The sequence below is a fragment of the Streptomyces sp. NBC_00344 genome, from assembly GCF_036088315.1.
In the GTDB taxonomy this organism is placed as follows: domain Bacteria; phylum Actinomycetota; class Actinomycetes; order Streptomycetales; family Streptomycetaceae; genus Streptomyces.
Map to the genome: position 1 here is coordinate 3,170,175 of NZ_CP107996.1, position 22,643 is coordinate 3,192,817.

22 protein-coding genes are annotated in these 22,643 nt (G+C 70.9%); 8 read left to right on the top strand and 14 right to left on the bottom strand.

The genetic code is table 11. From position 1 onward, the window contains the following. Window positions 1–133 precede the first annotated feature (133 nt). The 5 genes from OHS16_RS14280 (at window position 134) to OHS16_RS14300 (ending at window position 4,734) form a co-directional block, all read left to right on the top strand. Window positions 134–727, top strand: coding sequence for a DJ-1/PfpI family protein (locus tag OHS16_RS14280; protein ID WP_328537573.1), 594 nt, complete (start codon window positions 134–136; stop codon window positions 725–727). Continuing rightward, window positions 724–1,194, top strand: a complete 471-nt coding sequence (locus tag OHS16_RS14285; RefSeq protein WP_328537574.1) for a MarR family winged helix-turn-helix transcriptional regulator — start codon at window positions 724–726, stop codon at window positions 1,192–1,194. Before OHS16_RS14280 ends, OHS16_RS14285 begins: the two co-directional genes overlap by 4 nt. 91 nt (window positions 1,195–1,285) lie before the next feature. Then, on the top strand, window positions 1,286–3,013 hold the full coding sequence (locus tag OHS16_RS14290; RefSeq protein ID WP_328537575.1) for a serine/threonine-protein kinase: 1,728 nt from the start codon (window positions 1,286–1,288) through the stop codon (window positions 3,011–3,013). 70 nt (window positions 3,014–3,083) lie between these two features. After that, window positions 3,084–3,509: an SRPBCC family protein gene (locus tag OHS16_RS14295; protein WP_328537576.1), complete on the top strand. Its 426-nt coding sequence runs from the start codon at window positions 3,084–3,086 to the stop codon at window positions 3,507–3,509. A gap of 55 nt (window positions 3,510–3,564) precedes the next feature. Continuing rightward, window positions 3,565–4,734 carry a methyltransferase gene (locus tag OHS16_RS14300; protein ID WP_328537577.1) on the top strand — a complete coding sequence of 390 codons (1,170 nt, stop codon included), beginning with the start codon at window positions 3,565–3,567 and terminating at the stop codon, window positions 4,732–4,734. A gap of 120 nt (window positions 4,735–4,854) precedes the next feature. Here OHS16_RS14300 and OHS16_RS14305 read toward each other — a convergent pair whose 3' ends face one another. Beyond that, on the bottom strand, window positions 4,855–6,138 hold the full coding sequence (locus tag OHS16_RS14305) for an adenylosuccinate synthase (protein WP_328537578.1): 1,284 nt from the start codon (window positions 6,136–6,138) through the stop codon (window positions 4,855–4,857). Window positions 6,139–6,303: 165 nt separating this feature from the next. Here OHS16_RS14305 and OHS16_RS14310 point away from each other — a divergent pair, with 165 nt between their 5' ends. Next, window positions 6,304–7,158, top strand: coding sequence for a diacylglycerol kinase (locus OHS16_RS14310; protein ID WP_328537579.1), 855 nt, complete (start codon window positions 6,304–6,306; stop codon window positions 7,156–7,158). Window positions 7,159–7,197: 39 nt separating this feature from the next. Here OHS16_RS14310 and OHS16_RS14315 read toward each other — a convergent pair whose 3' ends face one another. Beyond that, on the bottom strand, window positions 7,198–7,716 hold the full coding sequence (locus OHS16_RS14315; protein WP_328537580.1) for a GbsR/MarR family transcriptional regulator: 519 nt from the start codon (window positions 7,714–7,716) through the stop codon (window positions 7,198–7,200). A 93-nt stretch (window positions 7,717–7,809) separates the two neighbouring features. Between OHS16_RS14315 and OHS16_RS14320 the strand changes: the two genes are divergently transcribed. Further along, window positions 7,810–8,727 carry an ABC transporter ATP-binding protein gene (locus OHS16_RS14320; protein ID WP_328537581.1) on the top strand — a complete coding sequence of 306 codons (918 nt, stop codon included), beginning with the start codon at window positions 7,810–7,812 and terminating at the stop codon, window positions 8,725–8,727. Then, entirely contained in the window at window positions 8,724–10,337 is a 1,614-nt protein-coding gene (locus tag OHS16_RS14325; protein ID WP_328537582.1) for an ABC transporter permease, read from the top strand. The genes OHS16_RS14320 and OHS16_RS14325 overlap by 4 nt, the downstream gene beginning before the upstream one ends. A 65-nt stretch (window positions 10,338–10,402) precedes the next feature. Here OHS16_RS14325 and OHS16_RS14330 read toward each other — a convergent pair whose 3' ends face one another. The 12 genes from OHS16_RS14330 to OHS16_RS14385 all read right to left on the bottom strand — a co-directional run bounded on the left by OHS16_RS14330 (window position 10,403) and on the right by OHS16_RS14385 (window position 22,594). After that, entirely contained in the window at window positions 10,403–11,095 is a 693-nt protein-coding gene (locus OHS16_RS14330) for a response regulator transcription factor (protein WP_328537583.1), read from the bottom strand. Continuing rightward, entirely contained in the window at window positions 11,092–12,393 is a 1,302-nt protein-coding gene (locus OHS16_RS14335; RefSeq protein WP_328537584.1) for a sensor histidine kinase, read from the bottom strand. Before OHS16_RS14335 ends, OHS16_RS14330 begins: the two co-directional genes overlap by 4 nt. Before the next feature lie 105 nt (window positions 12,394–12,498). Continuing rightward, window positions 12,499–13,329: an alpha/beta hydrolase family protein gene (locus OHS16_RS14340; protein ID WP_328537585.1), complete on the bottom strand. Its 831-nt coding sequence runs from the start codon at window positions 13,327–13,329 to the stop codon at window positions 12,499–12,501. Window positions 13,330–13,384: 55 nt separating this feature from the next. Next, window positions 13,385–14,608, bottom strand: coding sequence for a kynureninase (gene kynU / locus OHS16_RS14345; RefSeq protein WP_443042615.1), 1,224 nt, complete (start codon window positions 14,606–14,608; stop codon window positions 13,385–13,387). Beyond that, window positions 14,601–15,446 (bottom strand): tryptophan 2,3-dioxygenase family protein, encoded by an 846-nt coding sequence (locus OHS16_RS14350; RefSeq protein WP_328537586.1) that lies wholly within the window; start codon window positions 15,444–15,446, stop codon window positions 14,601–14,603. Before OHS16_RS14350 ends, kynU begins: the two co-directional genes overlap by 8 nt. 192 nt (window positions 15,447–15,638) lie before the next feature. Continuing rightward, window positions 15,639–16,052: a DUF3151 domain-containing protein gene (locus OHS16_RS14355; RefSeq protein ID WP_328537587.1), complete on the bottom strand. Its 414-nt coding sequence runs from the start codon at window positions 16,050–16,052 to the stop codon at window positions 15,639–15,641. Between the two features lie 82 nt (window positions 16,053–16,134). Then, window positions 16,135–17,691, bottom strand: coding sequence for an MFS transporter (locus OHS16_RS14360; RefSeq protein ID WP_328537588.1), 1,557 nt, complete (start codon window positions 17,689–17,691; stop codon window positions 16,135–16,137). 92 nt (window positions 17,692–17,783) lie between these two features. Continuing rightward, the gene (locus tag OHS16_RS14365; protein WP_328537589.1) at window positions 17,784–18,944 is read right to left on the bottom strand and encodes a MalY/PatB family protein; all 1,161 of its coding nucleotides are present in this window, start codon (window positions 18,942–18,944) and stop codon (window positions 17,784–17,786) included. A gap of 137 nt (window positions 18,945–19,081) precedes the next feature. After that, window positions 19,082–20,104 (bottom strand): class II fructose-bisphosphate aldolase, encoded by a 1,023-nt coding sequence (fbaA, locus tag OHS16_RS14370; RefSeq protein WP_328537590.1) that lies wholly within the window; start codon window positions 20,102–20,104, stop codon window positions 19,082–19,084. Window positions 20,105–20,302: 198 nt separating this feature from the next. After that, window positions 20,303–20,845 carry an orotate phosphoribosyltransferase gene (gene pyrE, locus OHS16_RS14375; protein WP_328537591.1) on the bottom strand — a complete coding sequence of 181 codons (543 nt, stop codon included), beginning with the start codon at window positions 20,843–20,845 and terminating at the stop codon, window positions 20,303–20,305. Window positions 20,846–20,869: 24 nt separating this feature from the next. Beyond that, the gene (locus OHS16_RS14380; RefSeq protein WP_328537592.1) at window positions 20,870–21,661 is read right to left on the bottom strand and encodes an aldose epimerase family protein; all 792 of its coding nucleotides are present in this window, start codon (window positions 21,659–21,661) and stop codon (window positions 20,870–20,872) included. A 135-nt stretch (window positions 21,662–21,796) separates the two neighbouring features. Next, the gene (locus OHS16_RS14385) at window positions 21,797–22,594 is read right to left on the bottom strand and encodes an SRPBCC family protein (RefSeq protein ID WP_328537593.1); all 798 of its coding nucleotides are present in this window, start codon (window positions 22,592–22,594) and stop codon (window positions 21,797–21,799) included. Window positions 22,595–22,643: the final 49 nt, after the last annotated feature.

The window sequence follows — 22,643 nt, forward strand, 5'->3', positions numbered from 1 at the left end:
GACATGGCCAGGGTGTATGGACTCGGCGGGATAGGTCGGCAGGATGTCGCCCCCACCGCGGCCCGGCATTGACAGCATGCTGCCATTACGACAGAATGCTGTCATTGAAGTCCCGTCGGTGGAGGAGAACGCCATGAACCGCAGGACCGCGCATCTGGCCGTCTATCCCAGCCTCGCCGACTGGGAGACCGGTCACAGCACCGCCTATCTCGTCCGCAACGGCTTTGCCGTCCGGACCGTCGCGGCGGGCCCCGAGCCCGTCACCACCATCGGCGGGCTCAGCATCCGCCCCGACCTGGTGCTCGACGACCTGCTCCCCGAGGACAGCGCGCTGCTGATCCTGCCCGGAGCCGATCTGTGGGACGCGGGGGACGAGCTCGCCCCCTTCGCCCGCAAGGCACGCGCCTTCCTGGACGCGGGGGTGCCGGTCGCCGCGATCTGCGGGGCGACAGCGGGACTCGCCCGCGAGGGGCTCCTCGACGACCGGGCGCACACCAGCGCCGCACTCCCGTACCTCGCGGCCACCGGCTACGGGGGAAGCGACCGGTACGTCGAGGCGGACGCGGTCACCGACGGCGACCTGATCACGGCGGGACCCACCGAGCCGGTCGCCTTCGGCCGGGAGATCCTCGGCCGGCTCGGCGTGTACGGACCGGAGAAGCTGGACGCCTGGTACCGGCTCTTCCACGACTCGGACGCGTCGGCCTACCAGGTGCTGTCCGCGTGAGCGGCGAGGACGACACCCGGCAGGCCCAGGACGCCCTCAGCCGCACCGCCCTCGCGGTCTTCCGGCTGAACGGACAGTTCCTCACGGTCTCCGACGAGCTCGCCGGGCCGGCCGGCCTCACGGCGGCCCGCTGGCAGGTGCTCGGCGCCGTACTGCCCGAGCCGCTGCCGGTCGCCGGGATCGCCCGCGCGATGGGCATCACCCGGCAGAGCGTTCAGCGGATCGCCGATCTGCTGGTGGACCAGGGGCTCGCGGAGTACGCGCCGAACCCGGCGCACCGCCGGGCCAAACTGCTCCGCCCGACGGACGACGGCCGAGCCGCGATACGGCGGATCGGGCCGGCTCACGCGGACGTCGCCACGCGGCTCTCCGACGAACTCGGGGCGGCGGAATTCGCCGGGACGGCGCGGGTGCTCGAGCGGCTGTCGGCTGCGCTGGCCTCGCTGGAATCCGTTACGGAACGGTAGGCGGACCCGGATCCTCCGGTCCGGCCCGCGCACTATCCTCCTTGCGTGGGGCGTGCGGGGTTCCGCCCGCACGGGGGAGGTCGGCACAACCATGGAGAAGCTCCGTCCGGGCGATCCACAGACCATCGGTGCGTACCGGCTGCTGGCGCGGCTCGGTGCGGGCGGGATGGGTCAGGTCTATCTGGCGCGCTCGGACCGCGGCCGCACGGTCGCGGTCAAGCTGGTCCGCCAGGAACTCGCCGAGATCGAGGAGTTCCGCGACCGGTTCCGTCTGGAGGTACAGGCCGCCCGGCAGGTGGGAGGGGCCTGGACGGCCCCGGTGCTCGACGCCGACACCGAGGCACCGGTCCCCTGGGTCGCCACCGGATACGTCGCGGGTCCCAGTCTTCACTCGGTCATCTCCGGGGAGCACGGACCGCTGGCCGAGCGTTCGGTGCGCGTACTCGGCTCGGGCCTCGCGCACGCCCTCGTGGACATCCACGCCGCCGGGCTGATCCACCGCGACCTCAAGCCCTCGAACGTCCTGGTCACCATCGACGGGCCCCGGGTGATCGACTTCGGGATCGCCCGCGCTCTGGAGACCATGACGGACGGCGGCCTGACCAGGACGGGCGCGCTGGTCGGCTCCCCCGGTTTCATGGCCCCCGAGCAGGTACGCGGCGACCGGGTCGGTGCTGCCTGCGACGTCTTCTGCCTCGGTTCCGTGCTGGCGTACGCAGCCACCGGGAAACTGCCGTTCGTCACTTCCGGGAGCGGCGTGCACGCGCTGATGTTCCGGATCGCGCAGGAACCGCCCGACCTCACCGGCCTGCCGGAGAGCCTCCAGGAACTGGTCGGGGAGTGCCTGCGGAAGGACCCGGCGGCCCGTCCCACGCCGGCCGAGATCCTGGAGCGCACGGACCAGCCGGCGGCGGGCGAGCCCTGGCTGCCGGGCCCGCTGGTCGCCCAGCTCGGCCGGCACGCGGTGCGGCTGCTGGACACGGAGGACCCGGGAGGACAGCCCGAGCCGGAAACCGGAGCGGAGGCCGTCACGGACGGCGGGGCGCCCGAGCCGGTGCCGGCCCGCCCCATCCATGCGGCGCCCACAGCGATCGCTGCCCCACGGGCCACGCACACCCCTCCGCCCACACCGCTGCCCGGCACGGCCGGCACCCCGGCGTACGGCCCCGCCGCTCCCCCGGCGTACGGCCATCCGCAGCCCGGGTACGGCTACCCCCCGCAGCCCGCTCCCGAACCGGCACGGCGCAGCGGGTGTTCGACCTTCGCGCTGGTACTGGTGGCCCTGATCGTGGCGGTCGGCGCGGGCGGCGGGGTGTACGCCGTCATGGGCGGCACCGACTCCAAGGACACCTCGGCCACCTCCACCACGGACCCCGGGCAACCCGCCGGCGGCGGCGCCTCACGGTCGCCGGGAGGTGCGGGCGCTTCGGCCGATGCGCCGACCGGCACCGCCGCCGGCGGGACGTCCGGCCGGGGCGCCGTTCCCGACGCGTTCATCGGCACCTGGAACGGCTCGGCCACCACCGCGTCGGGCACCGATCCGCGCCGGCTCGTCATCCGCAGGGGCGAGGTGGGCGACACCGTCCTCTCCCTCACCGCCGACGGCGGCGACTACCACTGCGTCTTCGAGGCGGAGCTGGCCGGCACCGGGAGCGCGGGCGCTCCGCTGGAGATCGGTCCCTCGACGGTCACCGCGGGCGAGCCGATGTCGTCCTGCAACGCGGGCGGCGCCACCGAGCTGATCCTCCTCCCGGACGGCAGGCTGCGCCGGGTCAACACCTCCAGCGGCGACGCACTGACGTACACGAAGGCCGGATGACAGGGGCTGCGTGAGGGGACGGCCCCTGGGTAGCCGGTCAGGCAAGCACCTGCTCACCAAGGAGGAACGCATGTCGTCATCGCTGGTCGAGACCGTGGACATCAAGGCCCCCGTGGCAGTGACCTGGGCCCTGTGGAGCGACGTCAGCCGCTGGCCCGCCTTCCTCAGCCACGTCCGGCTCGTCGCGCCCATCGACGACCGCCGCTTCGCCTGGCAGCTCGACCTGCCCGGGGCCGACAAGAACTTCGTCGCCGAACTGACCGAGGTCGTGCCGCAGGAACGGATCGCCTGGAAGACCACGGAAGGTGTGCACCATGCGGGTGTCGTCACGTTCCACCGGCTCGACGACACGTCGAGCCGGGTGGCGCTGCAGATCGAGTACGACCCCCAGGGCTTCCTGGAACACCTGGGGGCCCTGACCAATCTGGACTCCGCGCTCGCCAACTACGACCTGGGCGAGTTCCAGAAGCTGGCCGAGCTGGAAGCCGCCCGGTAGCCGCGGTCGGTCGCCGGCGCACGCCCCCGGCGGCGTCCGGTTAGCCTGAACCCCAATGAACCATTTGCCGACGTCCTCAGGCCCGCTCGCTCTCACCCGCTTCCCCGATGACCCCCGTGACCAGCTGCGGGCCTGGGACGCCGCCGACGAATACCTGCTGCAGCACCTCGCCGGGAGCGGGTCCGCGGTCGACGGGAACGTCGTGGTGATCGGGGACCGCTGGGGCGCTCTGACCACCGCACTCGCCGGGGCCCGGGCGGGCGATGCGGGCGGCCCGGACATCGTGCAGATCACCGACTCCTTCCTCGGGCAGGAAGCCACCCGCGCCAACCTCGCACGCAACAACGTCCCCACGGACACGGTGCGGCTGCTGTCCACCCGTGACACCCCGCCGGAGCGGGCCGACGTGCTGATCGTGCGGGTGCCGAAGAGCCTGGCGCTGCTGGAGGACCAGCTGCACCGGATCGCCCCCGCGGTGCACGCGGGAACACTGGTTGTGGGCACCGGCATGGTGAAGGAGATCCACACCTCCACCCTGAACCTCTTCGAACGCATTCTGGGACCGACCAAGACCTCCCTCGCGGTGAAGAAGGCCCGGCTGATCTTCTGCACCCCGGATCCGGCGATCGAGGCCACGCCGAGCCCCTGGCCGCGCAGTTACGAACTGCCGCCCGCGATCGGTGTCGCGTCGGGAAGGACCGTGGTCAACCACGCGGGGATCTTCTGCGCCGAGCGACTCGACATCGGCACCCGCTTCTTCCTGCCCCGGCTGCCCCGGCGTGAGGGCCCCGAGCGCGTGGTGGACCTTGGCTGCGGCAACGGCGTGGTGGGGACGGCCGCCGCACTGGCGAACCCGGAGGCCGAAGTGGTCTTCACCGACGAGTCGTTCCAGGCGGTGGCCTCTGCCGAGGCGACGTTCCGCGGGAACACCGGGCCCGGCGCGAAAGCCGAGTTCCTGGTGGGCGACACGTTCGCCGGGGTGGCGCCGGGGTCGGTGGACCTCGTACTGAACAACCCGCCGTTCCACACCCACCAGGCGACCAGCGACCAGACGTCGAGGCGGATGTTCTCCGGTGCGCGCGATGCGCTGCGCCAGGGCGGCGAGCTGTGGGTGGTCGGGAACCGGCACCTGAGCTACCACGTGACGCTGCGGCGGATCTTCGGCAACTCGCAGGTGGTGACCAGCGATCCGAAGTTCGTGATCCTGCGGGCGGTCAAGCGATAACGGCAGCGCCCCGGCGGACGGGTCCGCCGGGGCGCTGCCGTGCCGAGGGTGCGTGCTGCTGCCGCGGGGGCCCCGGCCGTGGGTGAGACGTCCCGGGGCCCGCGGCCTCCAGGACACGACCTACACGAACGAGTTGATCTCGATCGTCTCGGTGCGGCCGGGGCCGACGCCGATCGCCGAGATCGGCGCGCCGGACATCTCCTCCAGCGCCTTCACATAGGCCTGCGCGTTCTTCGGCAGGTCGGCGAAGGTCTTCGCCTTGGTGATGTCCTCGGTCCAGCCGGGGAGGTACTCGTACACCGGCTTCGCGTGGTGGAAGTCGGTCTGGCTGAACGGGAGTTCGTCGACCCGCTTGCCGTCGATCTCGTACGCGACACACACCGGGATCTGCTCCCAGCCCGTCAGGATGTCGAGCTTGGTGAGGAAGAAGTCGGTGAGCCCGTTGACCCGGGTCGCATACCGTGCGATGACCGCGTCGAACCAGCCGCAGCGGCGGTCCCGGCCGGTGGTGACGCCGTACTCGTGGCCGATCGAGCGCAGCTTGTCGCCGTCCTCGTCGAAGAGTTCGGTCGGGAACGGCCCCGCGCCCACCCGCGTGGTGTAGGCCTTGAGGATGCCGATGACCCGGGTGATCTTTGTCGGCCCGACGCCGGTGCCGGTGCAGGCGCCGCCGGAGGTCGGGTTGGACGAGGTGACGAAGGGGTACGTGCCGTGGTCGACGTCGAGGAGTGTGCCCTGACCGCCCTCCATCAGCACGACCTTGCCCTCGTCGAGCGCGTTGTTCAGGATCAGCGCGGTGTCCGCGACGTACGGCTTGATCTGCTCGCCGTAGCCGAGGAGCTCCTCGACGATCTGCCCGGCCTCTATGGCGCGCCGGTTGTAGAGCTTGGCGAGCATCTGGTTCTTGCCGTCGAGCGCGGCCTCGACCTTCTGCACCAGGATCGACTCGTCGTACAGGTCCTGGACCCGGATGCCGACCCGGTTGATCTTGTCGGCGTAGGCGGGACCGATGCCCCGGCCCGTGGTGCCGATCTTCCGCTTGCCGAGGAACCGTTCCGTCACCTTGTCGACGGTGGTGTGATACGGCGTGATCAGGTGGGCGTTGCCACTGATCAGGAGCTTGGACGTGTCGACGCCGCGCTCATTGAGTCCGCTCAGCTCGGAGAGCAGGACCGCTGGGTCGACGACGACTCCGTTTCCGATCACCGGAGTGCACTCCGGTGTGAGGATTCCGGAAGGGAGGAGGTGGAGCGCATACTTCTGGTCGCCTACGACGACGGTGTGGCCGGCATTGTTGCCGCCCTGGTAGCGCACCACGTAATCCACGGATCCACCGAGGAGGTCGGTGGCCTTTCCCTTGCCCTCGTCACCCCACTGAGCACCGAGCAGCACAAGTGCGGGCACAGGCGTACACCCCTTCCGGGCGGGGCATGTCCAAGGTCAGGGGGCGTACGTCTGTCGTACGCCGATACCCGAACCGTCGAACCGGCTGCCCCGGAATAGACGAAGCCCCTGGCGCAATAGCGCAAGGGGCTCTTGCACAAAGATGCTACCCGAGGAAGGACCGAGGTGTCGGCTCCAGATCCCGCAGCGCGCACCGAGCATCAGCTGCTGGTGGTCATCGACCCGGTCGCCCGCCGTGCGGACGGTGAATCCGTACGGATCGCGAAGGATGTGCTGTGTGCAGGCGCACACGCGAAAATCTGTCTGCCGGAGAATTCCGATGAGTTCGCGCGTGCGCTCGCCCGGCGGGGCCACCGGCGGCTGGTGGTGGTCGGGGACGACCGGGCGCTGCTGCGCGCGGTGACCCTGCTCCACCGGGAGCGGAATCTTTCCCGCGGCGCTCTGTCCCTGGTCCCGGTCGGCCCAGCGCCCGCCCTGGAGGTGGCGCGCTCGTTCGGGGTCCCGGCCGGGGCGGTGGCCGCGGCCAGGTCGGTGCTCGACGGGACGGTGCGGTGGCTGGACCTGCTGGTCGACGACAGCGACGCCGTCGTCCTGGGCGATCTGCGCATCCCCGCGGGTCCGGTCCCGAAGCGGGGCCCGGGATCGGTGGGCGCGGCCCGCCTCCCCCCTCCGTCGGTCTGGACCGCCTGCCGCTCCCTGGTGAGGACCCTGGTCCACCCGGCGCCGCCCGCCGCACCCGCCCAGCTGCACCGGCTGCGGGTGGAGGCGGACGGCATCCTGCTCACCGACCTCGACGAACTGCTCTCGGACGTCCTGGTGTCGTCGCGGGGCGGCGGCGGCAAGGCGACGGTCACCGTCGTGACGTCCTCGGGTCGCGAGATGACCGCCGAGGCCCTGGCCGTGACCGTTTCCGGGGCGGATTTCAGGTACCGGCGGGACGGCGTGGTGAACGGACCGGTGCGAACCCGCACCTGGCGGGTGCGCGCGGGGGCGTGGGGGCTCACGCTGCCGGTGGGGTGAGGCCGGGAAGCGCCGCCGGGGATCTCCGGGAACGCCCGGTCAGCGGACCGGGCGCTGCCCGAACCGCTCCTCGCGCTGCACCCGCCAGCGCTCCATGAGCTCCGCCAGTTCACCTTCGAGGAACTCGAAGAAGGCCAGCGTCTCTTCCATCCGGCGTCCCGCAGGAGTATGGGCGCCGAGGTCGGCCACGCCGTCACGCAGCGAGCTCTCCCACCGTTTGAGCACCATGTCGCGGCTGGTCAGCGTCTCGTACCACTGATCGCTGTGCAGCCGGAAGCGGTCCCGGCGCGAGCCGGGTTCGCGCTCGCGGGTGACCATGCTGACCTGGGCGAGGTAGCGGACGGCGCCGGAGATGGCGGCAGGGCTGACCGTGAGCTGTTCGCCGAGCTCCGCTGAGGTCATCGCGCCGGAGTCGGATGCGAGCAGCGCCGCGAAGATCCGGGCCGGCATCCGCTGCATACCGGCTTCGGCGAGCTGCGCGGCGAACCGCTCGACGAACCGGTCCACCGCCTCGTCCCTGCCGGCCGTTTCCCGCGGCTGCGCGTCGTCCGTCGTCATTGCCTGATCGTCTCCCCGAGCTCGTACCGCCACTCTGAGTTTATATGCTTCCTTAACTTCACAACTTTGTGAAATCACTGTAGCTTCAGAAACATGACCACGGCAATCACCGTCTCCGGGCTGCACAAGTCCTTCGGGCGGACACAGGCGCTGGACGGTCTCGATCTCACCGTCGAGGCCGGCGAGGTACACGGATTCCTCGGGCCCAACGGGTCAGGGAAGTCCACGACCATCCGGGTACTCCTCGGCCTGCTGCGCGCCGACTCGGGCGCGGCGCACGTGCTCGGGCTCGACCCGTGGGGCGACGCGGTGGAGCTGCACCGGCGCATCGCCTACGTACCCGGCGATGTCACCCTGTGGCGGAATCTCAGCGGCGGCGAGGTCATCGACCTGTACGGGAGGCTGCGCGGCGGCCTCGACCCGGCACGGCGGGCCGCACTCGTCGAACGGTTCGAGCTGGACCCGGCGAAGAAGGGCCGTACGTACTCCAAGGGCAACCGTCAGAAGGTCGCCCTGGTCGCCGCGTTCGCGTCCGATGTGGATCTGCTGATCCTGGACGAGCCGACCTCCGGGCTCGACCCCCTGATGGAGGAGGTCTTCCAGCAGTGCGTGGAGGAGGAGCGCGACCGGGGGCGGACCGTCCTGCTGTCCAGCCACATCCTGAGCGAGATCGAGACGCTCTGCGACCGGGTCAGCATCATCCGCAGGGGGCGGACCGTGGAGAGCGGATCGCTCGGCGAACTGCGGCATCTGACGAGAACCAGCGTCACGGCCGAACTGGCAGGCCCCCCTGGCGGCCTCGCCCGGCTTCCCGGGGTCCACGACCTCGATGTGCGGGGCCGACGGGTCAGACTCCAGGTCGAGACAGGGGAGCTGGACGCGGTGCTCAAGTCGCTCAGCGCGTCCGGGGTGCGGTCGCTGACCAGTACGCCACCGACGCTGGAAGAGCTCTTCCTGCGGCATTACGCGGTGGCGGGCCCCGCGTCGGACACCGAAGCGGTGGCGCGATGACCGCCGTCGCCGTACCCCTGCGGGCGTCCGGCGGATCGCGCCGGTTCGCCGGTACCGGAGTACTGCTGCGCCTCGCGCTGCGCCGCGACCGGATCATGATCCCGGTGTGGGCGCTGCTGCTCGGCGGCTCCTTCTCCTCGGTCGCCACGTCCTTCGCCTCGCTCTACGACACCGCCGCCGAACGGGCCGGACTCGCCCGCTCGATGAGCGGCAACAGCTCGCTGCGGGCGCTGTACGGGCCGGTCTTCAGCGACTCGGTGGGCGGGCTCACCGCCTGGCGCATGACCGCGATCGGCGCGGCACTGGCCGCCGCGATGAGCCTGACCATCGTCGTGCGGCACACCAGGGAGGAAGAAGAGACAGGCCGTCAGGAACTGCTCTCGTCGGCGATGGTGGGGAGGCTGGCGCCACTCACCGCAGCGCTGCTGGCCGCCCTGACCGCCAACGCCGCACTGGCCTCGGTGACCGCCGCCGGTCTCGTCGGTTCCGGTGAACCCGCGGACGGCTCGGTGGCGGCGGGGCTCGTGGTGGCAGGGGCAGGAATGCTCTTCGCCTGTACGGCGGCCATCGCCGCGCAGCTCACCGAGAGCGCCCGCGCCGCGAAGGGGATCACCGCGTCGGTGATCGGGGCGGCGTTCGTGCTGAAGGCCGCCGGGGACGCCTCGTCCGACCCGGGTTCGTCCGTACTGACCTGGCTGTCACCGATCGGCTGGGCCGAGAACATCCGGGCGTACGCGGCGGAGCGCTGGTGGGTGCTGCTGATCCTGGCAGCGGCCGTCGCGGTCCAGGCAGTGCTCGCCTTCGCCCTCACCGGCCGCCGTGACGTGGGCATGAGCTTCCTGCCGGCCCGGCCGGGCCCGGTGCGGGGCAGGATCGGTACGGCGGGCGCCCTCGCCTGGCGGCTCCAGCGGGGCAGCGTCATCGGATGGACCGCCGGGTTCCTGACAGCCGGCGTCGTCCTCGGCGGGATCGCCGGCAGCGCGGGTGACCTGGTCGGCGACAACGAGGACGCCAGGGAGATCTTCGAGCGGATGGGCGGCCAGTCCGGGCTCACCGACGCGTTCCTGGCCGCGATGACCGGGGTGCTCGGGGTGGTCGCGGCGCTGCACATCGTCGCATCGGTGCTGTGTCTGCACGCCGAGGAGACGTCGCAGCGCGCCGAACCGGTGCTGGCCAACGCGGTCGGCCGGCTGCGCTGGGCCGCGGGCCATCTGGTCATCGCGTTCGCCGGGTCGGCGGCGGTGATGCTGGCGGGCGGTGCCGGTCTCGCGGTGGGCTACGGACACCGCCCGGCTGCGGTCATCGGCGCGGCACTGGTCCAGGTTCCCGCGGTCTGGACGATCGGCGGGCTCGCGGTTCTGCTGTACGGGGCGGTGCCGAAGGCAGCCGTCGCGGCGTGGGGGGTGGCCGGTCTGGTGCTGGCGCTGGGGTGGTTCGGCCCGGCGCTGAACGTGCCGCAGCCGGTGCTGGATCTCTCGCCGTACGGACATCTGCCGAAGCTGCCCGGCGGCGAGATGGTCTGGACACCGGTGGCGGTGCTGCTGCTGATCGCGGCGGCGATGGTGGCCGGGGGACTCACGGGGCTGCGGCGACGGGACATGAGCAGCTGAGGGCACGGCCGCTCGGAGGTGGACGGGGACCTGTCCCGGCGGACGGGCCGCCCGCCTGCGGGTGATCACCCCGGCCTGACCAGCCCCGTCTCATAGGCGAAAACCGCCGCCTGGGTCCTGTCCCGCAGGCCGAGCTTCACCAGGATCCGGCTCACATGGGTCTTGATCGTGGACTCGGCGACGACCAGCCGGGACGCGATCTCGGCGTTCGACAGGCCCTGCGCGATCTGTACGAGCACCTCGGTCTCGCGCTCCGTGAGGTCGCCGACCTGGGCGAGCGAGGGCTGCCGGGGGGTGTCCGACAGCCGGGAGAACTCGGAGATCAGCCGCTTGGTGACGGTGGGCGCCAGCAGCGCTTCGCCGGATGCCACCACGCGTACGCCGTCGGCCAGCTGGCGCGCCGAGGCGTCCTTGAGGAGGAAACCGGAGGCCCCCGCACGCAGCGCCTCGTAGACGTACTCGTCGAGGTCGAAGGTGGTCAGGACCAGCACCTTGGCCGCCGAGTCCGCCGCCACGATCTCGCGGGTCGCCTCGATGCCGTTGAGCTGGGGCATCCGGATGTCCATCAGGACGACGTCCGGGCGCAGGGCGGCGACCTGAGCCACCGCCTGCCGGCCGTCGACGGCCTCGCCGATCACCTCGATGCCGGGCATCGCGTTGAGCAGGACGGAGAAACCCTCCCGGACCATCATCTGGTCATCGACGACCAGCACCCTGATGGTGCCGGCCGCGGCGGGCCCTTCGGGCTGCGCGGTCATGCGGACTCCTCGGCTGAGCGCTGCACCGGGAGGAAGGCCGCGACCTCGAAGCCGCCGTCGTCGGTGGGCTCGGCGGTCATCTCGCCGTTCAGCATGGTCACCCGTTCCCGCATCCCGGTCAGGCCGTGGCCGGCCCCCGGCGAGGGCTTGACCAGGCCGCGGGGAGGTCCGTTGACCACGCGCAGGCCCAGCCCGCCGAGCACATAGCTGACCTCCACCCGGGCTTCGGCGCCCGGCGCGTGCCGCAGTGCGTTGCTCAGGGCCTCCTGCACGATGCGGTACGCCGAAAGCTCGACCCCCTGCGGCAGCTCACGCACCGCGCCGGTCACCGTCCTGTCGACGGTCAGGCCGGCGCTGCGCACGTTGGCGAGCAGCCCGTCGAGTTCGGCGAGGGTGGGCTGCGGGGCGTCGGGGGCCTCGTAGTCCTCGGCCCGTACGACACCGAGGACCCGGCGCAGCTCGGTGAGCGCGGCGACCGCGTTCTCCCTGATCACCTCGAAGGATCTGGTCAGTTCCGGCGGCGGGTCGGTCACTCGGTACGGCGCCGCCTCCGCCTGGATGGCGACCACCGACATGTGGTGGGCCACGACGTCATGCAGCTCACGGGCGATGGTCGTGCGCTCCTCGAGCAGGGTGCGCTTGTCACGCTCGACGGCGGTGACGTTCCGCTGGACCTTGACCTCGCGCTGCGCCTCGTGGCGGATGTGCACGGTCGTGGTGATCAGCAGGGCGACTGCCATGAAGAACAGCATCGGCAGGGTGTCGGAACCACTGGAGCCGACAAGCGCGTCGGCGAAGACCCCGTACACCGCCGTACCCACCCACATCCAGGCCGCGGTACGGGGCCGGGTCCTGGCCGCGACCACCGTCACCACCGTGAGATGGGCCAGGAACGCGCCGGGCGGCCAGGGCCAGCCGTCGGACACCCCACCGATCACAGCGCTCACCGGCGTGATCGCCATCGACACCCACCAGGCGCCGACCGGCCTGATCAGGGTCATCGCCACGGCCGCCGCCGGCAGCAAGGCCGCCACGGCATACAGCGGGCCGCTCTCCATGCCCGCCGCCGCGAACGTCAGCAACAGCGTGAGCAGGGCCGCACCGAGCACCGCGGCGTGCGGGATCCACCCGGCGTACGTCCGTATCCGGCCGGACAGCCGCCGGGTGACCGGCCCGTCGGTATGCATCGGAGCCAGCGGCCGGTAGGCGAAGGCGTCCAGGAAGAGATCCTGGCGAAGTCCCGACAGGGCGCCCTGCGCCAGTCGGTACTCGGGGCTGCGAGTCTTGGTCTCGGTCACATACAGCACGGTAGGCGCCCGGATCCCCGTGGTCGTCCGTACTGAAGCGGATCCTGCCGGGTCCCTCTCAGGTACTACCGGGCACGCAATGGCCCTGACCTGGGACTACCAGGCCAGCTGCTCGATCTCCGCGGCAACCACCGCACAGGCGTCGGCCGCCGGATCGATCAGCGCGAAGTGCCCGACACCGTCGAGCAGCGTCAGACCGGCGGGCTCTCCCTCCTTGGCCGTCGCGTCCGCGTACGCCTCGGCGACCCGGGACGGTACCGTCGTGTCGGTGCGGCCCTGGACCACCGTGGCCGCGATACCGGTGGGCAGCAGTGCGGCGGGGTCCGTCCACGCCTCGTTCCCCGTACCGCCGAGGAACTCGTCGACCGCTCCCCCGCACGCACCCAGTTCGCGGGCGACCGCGAAGTGCGCGATCGGTGCGAGCGCCACGACCCCGCGGAACGGCGGGGTGGAGCGGTGCCACGGCGCGTCCGGCGGAAGGACCTGCCGGGCGGCCGCCCACAGGGCGAGATGACCACCGGCCGAGTGACCGGTGAGGACGGTGCGGCGGAGGTCCGCCCCCGGAAGACGGTCCGCCACGAGTTCGGGCAGCAGGTCCAGAGCGGCGGCGACGTCGTCGAGGGTGTCAGGGAAGCGGCCCGCGCTGCCCGGCTCGGTGCCGCCCCTGCGGTACTCGACGTTGGCCACGGCGAAGCCGCGGCGGGCCAGGAAGTCCACGAACGGAGTGATGTGCTGCCGGTCGATCTTCTCCCGCCAGGCTCCGCCGTGCAGTACGACGACGAGGGGGACGGTGGTGGCCGTCCCCTCGCCGCCGCGCGGGGCGTAGAAGTCCACGATCTGGTCGGGGTGAGCTCCGTATGCCGCGGTGGCATCGGGCTCGACAGCGGGATGCGCGAAGACCGCATCGGCCTCTGCGTCGTCCGACATACTGCTCCAACCTCTCGTCACACCAGCCGAATTGCCCTGACCAGCGGGGACGCTATCAGCCCAGTACCTCCCCCAGAACGCGGGCAGCGCGCAGCGCATCGCCGAAACCGACGTAGAGCGGGGTGAATCCGAAGCGCAGCACATCCGGCTGCCTGAAGTCCCCCACCACTCCCCGGGAGATCAACTCCTTCATGACCGCACCGGCGTTCTCGCATCGCAGTGAGACCTGGCTGCCGCGCTCGGCATGGGATTGCGGAGTCACCTGCTCCACCGGCAGGTGTCGCACACATTCCAGGAAGAAGTCCGTCAGGACGAGTGATTTCGCGCGGACGGCCTTGATCGATACGCCGTCCCACACGTCGAGCGCCGACTCCAGAGCCAGCATCGACAGGATGTCCGGGGTGCCGATCCGGCCGCGCGGCGCCCCTGTGGCCGGGGTGTACTCGGGTGTCATACCGAACGGGTCGGCATGCGAGTTCCAGCCGGGCAGCGGGGAGTCGAAGGACGGCTGGAGGCCGGGGCGCACATAGAGGAAGGCGGGTGAACCCGGGCCGCCGTTCAGATACTTGTAGGTGCAGCCGACCGCGAAGTCCACTCCGTGCTCCGCGAGCCCGACCGGAAGGGCGCCCGCGCTGTGGCAGAGGTCCCAGACGGTCATGGCGCCCGCCATGTGCGCCTGCGCGGTCAGCGCGGGCAGATCGTGCAGGCGGCCCGTCCGGTAGTCGACATGATTGATCAGCACCGCCGCGGCACGCGGGCCGATCGGGTCTCCGGGGGTGTAGGGCACCAGCCGCCGCCCGGTCATCCGGGCCGCCGAATCGGCGATGTAGCCGTCCGTGGGGAAGGTCGTGGCGTCCACCAGGACCTCGTCACGGTCCGGTCCGGCCGTCCGGACCGCGGCCACAAGGGCCTTGAAGACGTTGACGCTTGTCGAGTCGCCGACCACGACGGTGCCGGGGGCGGCTCCCACCAGCGGCGCGATTCTGTCCCCGACCCGTTCCGGAGCGGTCCACCAGCCGGACTCCTCCCAGGAGCGGATCCGCAGCGCACCCCATTCGCGGGTGATGACCTCCTGCATCCGGGCCGGGACATGGCGCGGCAGGGCGCCGAGGGAGTTCCCATCGAGGTAGACGGTGTCGTCGATGGCGAACAGGTCGCGGCACGCCGCGAGTTCGTCTGCGGCGTCGAGCTCAGCGGCCTTCGCGGCCAGAGCGGACACGGCAGGACCGGGCCCGGCCGTCCCGGTCACGGTGATCTCGGGTGTGGTCGGTTCAGACATGGCTGCGGGCCGTCCAGAGCTCGGGGAAGACGTTCTTCGTTGCGCGTTTCTCCAGCCAGGCCACCCCGGCCGAACCGCCGGTGCCCGTCTTCGAGCCCATCGCCCTGCGGGTGGCCACCAGATGGTCGTTGCGCCACCGCCAGACCAGCTCGCCGACATCGGTCAGCGCCTCGCCCAGCAGGACCAGTTCGCTGTCCTGCTCCCCCGTGTAGACCGCCGTCCAGACCGCCTCGACCTCATCGGACGGCTCGTACTTCAGCGCCAGGTCACGGTCCAGCACGGAGGCCGGAACCGGCTGACCGTGCCGGGCGAGGAACCGCAGTACCTCATCGTAGAGGCTCGGCTCCTGCAAGGCCTTCTCCAGCTCGGCGTGGACCCGCGGCGCGCCCCGGTGCGGCACCAGCATCGATGCCGACTTGTCGCCGAGCAGGAATTCCAGCCGGCGGTACATGGCGGACTGGAACCCGGAGCCCTCACCGAGCGCACCCCGGTAGGCGTTGAACTGGCCGGGGGTCAGCTGGGCCAGTGGGCGCCAGGACTCATTGAGCGCCCGCAGTTCGTGAGAGGAACGCTTCAGGGCCGCGAGGGCGACCGGCAGATCGTCCCCGCGCAGGGCCCGGGACGCGGTTTCCCACTCGTGCACGATCACCGTGAACCACAGCTCCATCACCTGGGTCGTCACCAGGAAGACCATCTCTCCCGGATCGTCCGAGCGCAGATGCTGGAGGTGGGTCAGGACATCCGCCTGTACGTAGTCCTCGTACGGCGTGGTACCCGCGAAATCGAGATTCGGGCCGGGTTCCGACGCGGGCGCGGGGTCGTGCGAAGGGGTCGACATCACTGTCTCCTCGGTCGAGCTCCAGGTAGCGGTCCGCCCCTTCCGTCGACAGGTGGGCCCCGGTCCCCACCTTCATCATCGGTGCCTCTCACACCCGTCGGCAAGACAAACAGGGGCCGGACCCGCATCTCTGCGTGTCCCGCCCCCGCTCGTTCCGGCTGTGCCGTCATGCCTTCGTGCCGCCGTGCACGCTCAGCTCAGCGTGTCCGCCGCGGCCGGCGACGAGTCGCGGAGGAACGCCGAGCAGCGCTCGTACTCCGCGTCCTCCCCGATCGACTGCGCGGCGCGCGCCAGCGCGTGCAGGGCACGGAGGAAACCGCGGTTCGGCTCGTGCTCCCACGGCACCGGGCCGTGACCCTTCCAGCCGGCCCGGCGCAGCGAGTCGAGGCCGCGGTGGTAGCCGGTACGGGCGTAGGCGTACGACTCGACGACCCGCCCGTGCTCGAAGGCGTCATCGGCGAGCTGCGCCCAGGCGAGGGAGGAGGTCGGGTACTTCGCGGCGACATCCGCGGGTGCGGCGCCGCCGGCCAGCAGCTCGCGGGGCTCGGGGTCGTCGGGGAGATGGGTCGGAGGAGGGCCGCCGAGCAGATTCTCGTGAATGGACATGGGTGCCAGTCTGCCTCGCTCGGCGCCACCCGGCTCGCGCGGGCGCCGATTCCGTCTTTCCGCGCTGCCCGGCGCCCCGTATTCAGTCGGTGCTGGTCTGCGCCCCAGTCTCCAGCGGGGGTGCCCCTACCCCGCAGTGCACCTTGCACTCGGCGTGGCACCGCTCGGCCCGGGGTGCGCGCACGGCGAAGAACGCGATCAGCGCACCCAGCACGAGAACAGCCGCGCACAACGGCATCGCCCGCCGGAACGCCGAGTCGAACTCCGTCACCGATCGGTACGCCTCGGGGCCGACCCCGGCCAGCAGCGGCAGCCCGGCCACCGCGATCAGCCCGGCGGCCCGGGCGGCGGCGTTGTTGATTCCGCTGGCGAGGCCCGCTCGGCTGACATCCACCGATGCCAGCACCGTGGCGGTCAGCGGCGCCACCAAGGTGACCATGCCGGTTCCCATGACGAGCAGAGCGGGCAGCACATCACGCACATACGAGGCGTGCGGGCCGACGCGCAGCATCAGCAGCATCGCGGCGGCGCAGAACAGCGGGCCCGCGGTGAGCGGGATGCGCGGTCCGATGCGCTGCCCCAGTTCGCCGGACTTCGCGGAGAACAACAGCATCAGCACAGTGGTCGGCAGCAGCGCGGTTCCCGCGCCGAGCGCCGAGTAGCCCACCACGACCTGGAGCTGGAGGGCGGTGAAGAAGAAGAAACCACCGAACGCCGCGTACACACAGAGCGTGACCAGGTTGACCGTGGTGAACAGCCGCGAGGCGAAGAGCGACGGCGGCAGCATCGGATCAGGCCGTGTGCGCTCGGTGTGGACGAAGACGGCGGCCAGGACCAGCCCCGCGGCGGCTGCTCCGAACACCACGGGGGACGCGCTGTGGCCGGGGGCTGCGATCAGCGCATAGGTGACGAGGGCGAGCGCCGCAGCCCCGAGAGCGGCGCCCAGCACGTCGAATCGGCCGTGGGCCGCGGGGTCCCTGGTCTCGGGCACGTGCCTGAGCGCCACCGGTACACAGAGGGCGGCCAGCGGCACGTTGATCAGGAACACCCAGCGCCAGCCGGGTCCGTCGACCAGCCAGCCGCCGAGAAACGGTCCGACAGCCGCGCCCACACCGCCGAAACCCGACCAGAGACCGACCGCACGGGCCCGGTCGTCGGTGTGGAAGGACCCCTGGATCAGCGCCAGCGAGCCCGGCGTCAGCAGGGCACCGCCGACACCCTGGAGCGCGCGGGCGGCGATCAGCACCCCCGCGTTCGGTGCGAGCCCGCAGAGCATCGAGGCCGCGGCGAACCAGATCGTTCCGATGACAAAGACTCTGCGCCGCCCGAAGCGGTCGCCGAGCGCGCCGCCGAGGAGGATCAGCCCGGCCAGGCTGAGCATGTACGCGGTGAGTGTCCACTGGAGGACTGCCAGATCGGTGTCGAAGTCGTCGCCGATCCGCGGGAGGGCCACATTCACCACGGTGGAGTCGAGCAGCGCCATGCTCGATCCGAGGATGGTGGTGAGCAGGACCCAGCGCCCTTGGCGGGAGGCCACCCGGAGGACGCCCTGGGATGCGCCCTGTGCGGCATCCTTCGTGCTCTGGGGGTGGGGGGTGGATCCGGTTGCGGATGCGTCGTCCGGTGGCGATTCGGCCATGTCAGCAGCATCCCCGTTCCGGTGGCGGACTGCCATCCCTGCGGCCACCCGGCTGTGCGGGCCGGACACCCGGGTGGGGCAGTCCTCATCCGTTACCCGCCCAGCGGCATCCGAGCCGACCGTACGGCTCGCTGCAGCGCCTCCACCCCTGCCTCCGCCTTGGAGCGCGCACACCCCACATTCAGCCGCACGAACCCCGGCGCCCCGTAGACCGCCCCCGGCATGATCGCCACTTTCTCCACCTCGATGAGCTCGCGCTGCAGCGCAGCGTCGTCCACAGCCAGTGGACGGAGATCGATCCATGCCAGATAGCCGGCCTGCGGCGGCGCCCATGCCAGCTCCGGGAAGGCGGTGTTCAGCCGGTCCGCGACCATCGACAGGTTTCCCGCGGTGTAGGCGCGCACCTCGTCCAGCCAGTCGGCGCCGTGCCGGTAGGCCGCGATATGGGCGGTCAGGGAGAGCACGGCCGGCGAGGCCAGACCCTCTCCGGTTTCCATCCGGCGGAGGTAGCCGGCCCGGTCGTCCGGATCGCCGATGATGCCGTAGGAGCCGGTCAGCGCCGGGAAGTTGAAGGCCTTGGAGCCGGAGGTGATGAGCGCCCAACGGCCGGCCCCGTAACGGGTCCAGGGGAGATGGCGGTGTCCCTCGTGGACGAAGTCGGCGTGGATCTCGTCGCTGATGACCGCGGTTCCGTACCGCTCGGCCAGCGCGGCGAACCGGCTCAGCTCGTCGTGGGTCCAGACCCGGCCGGTGGGGTTGTGCGGGGAGCAGAGCAACAGCACCTTGCTGTCACGGCGGGCGAGCTGGCGCTCGAGTTCCATGAGGTCGTCGGGCGGGCAGCCTCGCAGATCTCTGCCGAGGCCGGTCACCGCCTTGGTGAAACCGTCATAGGTGGGCGTGTGGGTGACCACCCCGTCGCCCTCGTCCGTCCACATCTGGAGCAGCTGCGAGAGCTGGCTGAGGACGGAAGGGCCGTAGACCATCCGCCCGGTGTCGATCTCGGTGTCGAAGCGGGTCGCGTACCAGTGGCGGACCGCGTCCCGGAAGTCGCCCAGTCGCCAGTCGGTGTAGCCGAGAACCCCGTGGGCGAGCCGTTCCTGAAGTGCGGCGAGCACTTCGGGTGCGGAACGGAAATCCATGTCGGAGATGGTGAAGGGCAGCAGCCCGTCCACGCCGAACCGGTCCGCGATCCCGTCCCACTGGACGCTCCACGTGCCGTGGCGGTCGACGGGGGTGTCGAAGTCGTACGCCATATGCGCTCCCTGTGCTTCCCCGGCTGGGCCCCGGCCTGCGACTGCCCCGGAGTCCCCAGCCTGTGTTTCCCCGGCCCGGCATGACGCCGGGCCCGGCAACCCCTGGTCGGGGTGCCGGGCCCGGCGCGGGGACGTGCTTACTTCAGGCGGGTGCCGGTGGAGCGCAGGTTCGCGCAGGCCTCGGTCACACGCTTGGCCATGCCCGCCTCGGCGGCCTTGCCCCAGGTGCGGGGGTCATAGGTCTTCTTCGAGCCGACCTCACCGTCAACCTTCAGCACGCCGTCGTAGTTGCGGAACACGTGGTCCACGACCGGACGGGTGAAGGCGTACTGGGTGTCGGTGTCGAGGTTCATCTTCACGACGCCGTTCTCCAGCGCGGTGGCGATCTCCTGCTCGGAGGAACCGGAGCCGCCGTGGAAGACGAAGTCGAACGGGGAGGCCTTGCCGTACTTGGCCGCGACGCCCTCCTGGAGGTCCTTCAGGAGCTCGGGGCGGAGCACGACGTTGCCCGGCTTGTAGACGCCGTGCACATTGCCGAAGGAGGCAGCCAGCAGGTAGCGGCCCTTCTCGCCCAGGCCGAGGGCCTCGGCGGTACGCAGCGCGTCGTCGACGGTGGTGTACAGCGAGTCATTGATCTCGTGGCTGACGCCGTCCTCCTCGCCGCCGGTCGGAGTGATCTCGACCTCAAGAATGATCTTCGCGGCAGCGGCCAGCGCGAGCAGTTCCTGGCCGATGGACAGGTTGTCCGCGAGGGTCTCGGCGGAGCCGTCCCACATGTGGGACTGGAAGAGCGGGTTGCGGCCGGCCTCGACACGCTTGCGGGAGACCTCGAGAAGCGGACGCACATAGCCGTCCAGCTTGTCCTTCGGGCAGTGGTCGGTGTGCAGCGCGACCGTGACCGGGTACTTCTCGGCGACGATGTGCGCGAACTCGGCCAGCGCGACCGAGCCGGTGACCATGTCCTTCGCGTACTGACCGCCCAGGAACTCCGCACCACCGGTGGAGATCTGGATGATGCCGTCGCTCTCGGCCTCGGCGAAGCCGCGCAGTGCCGCGTGCAAGGTCTGGGTCGAGGTCACGTTGATCGCCGGGTAGGCGAACGTGCCTGCCTTCGCCCGGTCGAGCATCTCGTTGTAGACCTCGGGGGTTGCGATGGGCATCTGTCCGCTCCTTGGGATGTGCGGTTTGCGTTGCGGGTTCCCTGACCTGGGGGCGACGTCATCGTCGCGGCCTATCTTTCCAGACTCCTGGCGCGGCTCCACCGGGCGTGGGGGCTTGACAAGCGCGAAGGGGGTGCGGTTTCACGTGAAACCGCACCCCCCGCGACATCAATGCAGGTCAGCGAGACCTTTCGAAGCTCAAAGATCCAGATCGTCCTGGGTGTAGGCAAAGATGTAGGGCACCCCGGCCTTCGCGATGACCTCATCCGCGCCGGTGTTGCGGTCGACGATGGTGGCGACCGCGACGACCTCCGCGCCGGCCTCCCGCACTGCCTCGACGGCGGTCATCGGGGAGCCGCCCGTCGTGGTGGTGTCCTCCACGACCAGGACGCGGCGGCCCTTGATGTCCGGGCCCTCGATGCGGCGCTGCATCCCGTGCGTCTTGGCGGCCTTGCGCACCACGAAGGCGTCCAGCCTTTCGCCGCGGGCCGCGGCGGCATGCAGCATCGCGTCGGCGATGGGGTCAGCGCCGAGGGTCAGACCGCCGACCGCGTCGAAGTCCAGATCCGCGGTGAGATCCAGCATCACCTGACCGACCAGCGGCGCCGCCGCACCGTCCAGGGTGATCCGCCGCAGGTCGATGTACCAGTCGGCCTCCCTGCCCGATGAGAGAGTCACCTTGCCGTGAACCACGGCCTTGTCCTTGATGTGCTGCAGCAGATCAGCGCGTACGTCAGTCATATCCCCGAGCTTAAGGGCGACGGCTCAGAGGCGGCGCCAGGTCCAGGTGGCCGCGATCTCCAGGGGATCGATGAGGGTCACCAGACGGGGAAGGGTGTTCAGCCCGTTGGGCGGACCGGACTGGGGCTCGACGCAGACGGCCTCCTGCTGCTCGTCGTAGACCACCACCCACTCGTCGCGGCTCTGCACCTTCAGCTCCAGCTGACCCGGCCAGGTGAGGGTGACATCCACGCCGTCCGGCATTCCGAAGCAGTCGTCCCACGGACCGGGCAGAGGCTCGATACGCCGGCCGGTGGGCAGATGGTCCTCACCGCGCTCCTCCTGCCAGGACGGCTGGAAGTCGATCCGTACGTCGTCGCCGGTGCCGAGGTTGCGACGGAACCAGGGGTGCCAGCCGGCCTGCGCCGGGAACGAATCGCGACTTGTCTCCACGCCGAAGGCGAGAACCAGACTGTTCTCGGTGAGTTCGAAGGTCTGGGTGACACGGCCGCTGTACGGCCAGGGATCGGTCAGCTCATAGGTGAACACCGCCTGGTCCGCGGTGCTGCGGAGGGTCTTCCAGGCAGTGGTGCGGCCCGTTCCATGAATGGCGTGCGGTGGGGAATTGACCGGCAGCGCGTGCAGATCGCCGCCGTTCCTGAATTCGCCGTATCCGGTACGGCCGCACCAGGGCACCATGGGGAAGCACCCGAACTTCGCGCCCTGGCGCAGGAGTTCGGTTCCGCCGATGCGAAGGCTGCTGACACGGCAGCCGTTCTCGGGATTTACGGTCAACTCGACGTCGCCGGCGGACAGCCGGACCTCTTCGCTACTCACACAACGACCCTACGGGCTGTCCCGCGATCACCGGCGGATGAACGCACGGCGTCGAATGCGGTGCATCGCATCGCATCGCATCGGCTGCGGTGTATCGCACGGCGGAGCGTGTCCCGGGCTCCGAGACACCGCGCGCTACCGACGGCGTCGGAGCGCGCGGCCCACCACCACCGCCGACGCCAGGGCGAGGGCCGCCGCGGGGGCCGCCCAGCGCAGCGCCACGCCCGCAGTGGTCGAAGACGGAGCCGGCACCGGGGCATAGCGGCCGCGCGGTGGCGCGTGGTCGACCTCCTCGGCGCTGCGGCCGATCATCGTGCGGCGGGCATGGGCCGCCTCGACCGGCGGCTCGGCGGGCGGGTCCACCGCTGCGATGAACTCGGCCTCGGCCACCGGGTCGAGCGAGGACGGCGGCACGTCCGCATCCGACAGCGGCGGCGAACCGTCATCCGCACCGTCGCCCTCGGCGTCCGTCGTCTCCCCGGCCGCCGTGGTGTCCGCGCCCGCGGACCCTGCCTCGTTCTCCACCAGCCCGCCGAACCGGTCCAGCAGCCGGTGCGCCGCCGCCAGGGCGGCCTCCGCCGGCAGCTCCGAGAGCCGGCCGTCCCCGCCGGCGGTACCGGTGAAGGTCAGGGCGCTGCCGGTGGCGGATTCCGTCAGACGCAACACAAGGGAGAGTTTCACCGAACCGGTGCCGCGCACCTCCGTGCCCTCGCCCTCGATGGCGAAGCCCTCGTCCTGTGCGGCGATACGCAGGGTTCCGCGATAGGTGATCGTATGGCTGCCGATCCTGACCTTGAGACGGCCCGCCGGCGCGCCCTCGGCCGCATCCGCCGCCTGTTGGAGTCCGGGCACACAGCGGGCCACCCTCGCGGGGTCCGCCAGGACCTGCCGGACGGACTCTGCCGGAACCGGAACGAACACCTCATGCTCCATGGACATCGAGCCTACTCAGACACGGCCGACACGTCAGCCTTTCGGCAGC

Excerpts from the sequence above, each read along its gene's own strand:
- OHS16_RS14355 (WP_328537587.1), bottom strand. The coding sequence starts at position 16,052 with ATGTCCATTCACGAGAATCTGCTCGGCGGCCCTCCTCCGACCCATCTC.
- OHS16_RS14350 (WP_328537586.1), bottom strand. The coding sequence starts at position 15,446 with ATGTCGACCCCTTCGCACGACCCCGCGCCCGCGTCGGAACCCGGCCCG.
- OHS16_RS14325 (WP_328537582.1), top strand. The coding sequence starts at position 8,724 with ATGACCGCCGTCGCCGTACCCCTGCGGGCGTCCGGCGGATCGCGCCGG.
- OHS16_RS14365 (WP_328537589.1), bottom strand. The coding sequence starts at position 18,944 with ATGGCGTACGACTTCGACACCCCCGTCGACCGCCACGGCACGTGGAGC.
- OHS16_RS14385 (WP_328537593.1), bottom strand. The coding sequence starts at position 22,594 with ATGGAGCATGAGGTGTTCGTTCCGGTTCCGGCAGAGTCCGTCCGGCAG.
- OHS16_RS14360 (WP_328537588.1), bottom strand. The coding sequence starts at position 17,691 with ATGGCCGAATCGCCACCGGACGACGCATCCGCAACCGGATCCACCCCC.
- OHS16_RS14330 (WP_328537583.1), bottom strand. The coding sequence starts at position 11,095 with ATGACCGCGCAGCCCGAAGGGCCCGCCGCGGCCGGCACCATCAGGGTG.
- OHS16_RS14280 (WP_328537573.1), top strand. The coding sequence starts at position 134 with ATGAACCGCAGGACCGCGCATCTGGCCGTCTATCCCAGCCTCGCCGAC.
- OHS16_RS14300 (WP_328537577.1), top strand. The coding sequence starts at position 3,565 with ATGAACCATTTGCCGACGTCCTCAGGCCCGCTCGCTCTCACCCGCTTC.
- OHS16_RS14340 (WP_328537585.1), bottom strand. The coding sequence starts at position 13,329 with ATGTCGGACGACGCAGAGGCCGATGCGGTCTTCGCGCATCCCGCTGTC.
- OHS16_RS14315 (WP_328537580.1), bottom strand. The coding sequence starts at position 7,716 with ATGACGACGGACGACGCGCAGCCGCGGGAAACGGCCGGCAGGGACGAG.
- OHS16_RS14290 (WP_328537575.1), top strand. The coding sequence starts at position 1,286 with ATGGAGAAGCTCCGTCCGGGCGATCCACAGACCATCGGTGCGTACCGG.
- OHS16_RS14295 (WP_328537576.1), top strand. The coding sequence starts at position 3,084 with ATGTCGTCATCGCTGGTCGAGACCGTGGACATCAAGGCCCCCGTGGCA.
- fbaA (WP_328537590.1), bottom strand. The coding sequence starts at position 20,104 with ATGCCCATCGCAACCCCCGAGGTCTACAACGAGATGCTCGACCGGGCG.
- OHS16_RS14320 (WP_328537581.1), top strand. The coding sequence starts at position 7,810 with ATGACCACGGCAATCACCGTCTCCGGGCTGCACAAGTCCTTCGGGCGG.
- kynU (WP_443042615.1), bottom strand. The coding sequence starts at position 14,608 with ATGTCTGAACCGACCACACCCGAGATCACCGTGACCGGGACGGCCGGG.
- pyrE (WP_328537591.1), bottom strand. The coding sequence starts at position 20,845 with ATGACTGACGTACGCGCTGATCTGCTGCAGCACATCAAGGACAAGGCC.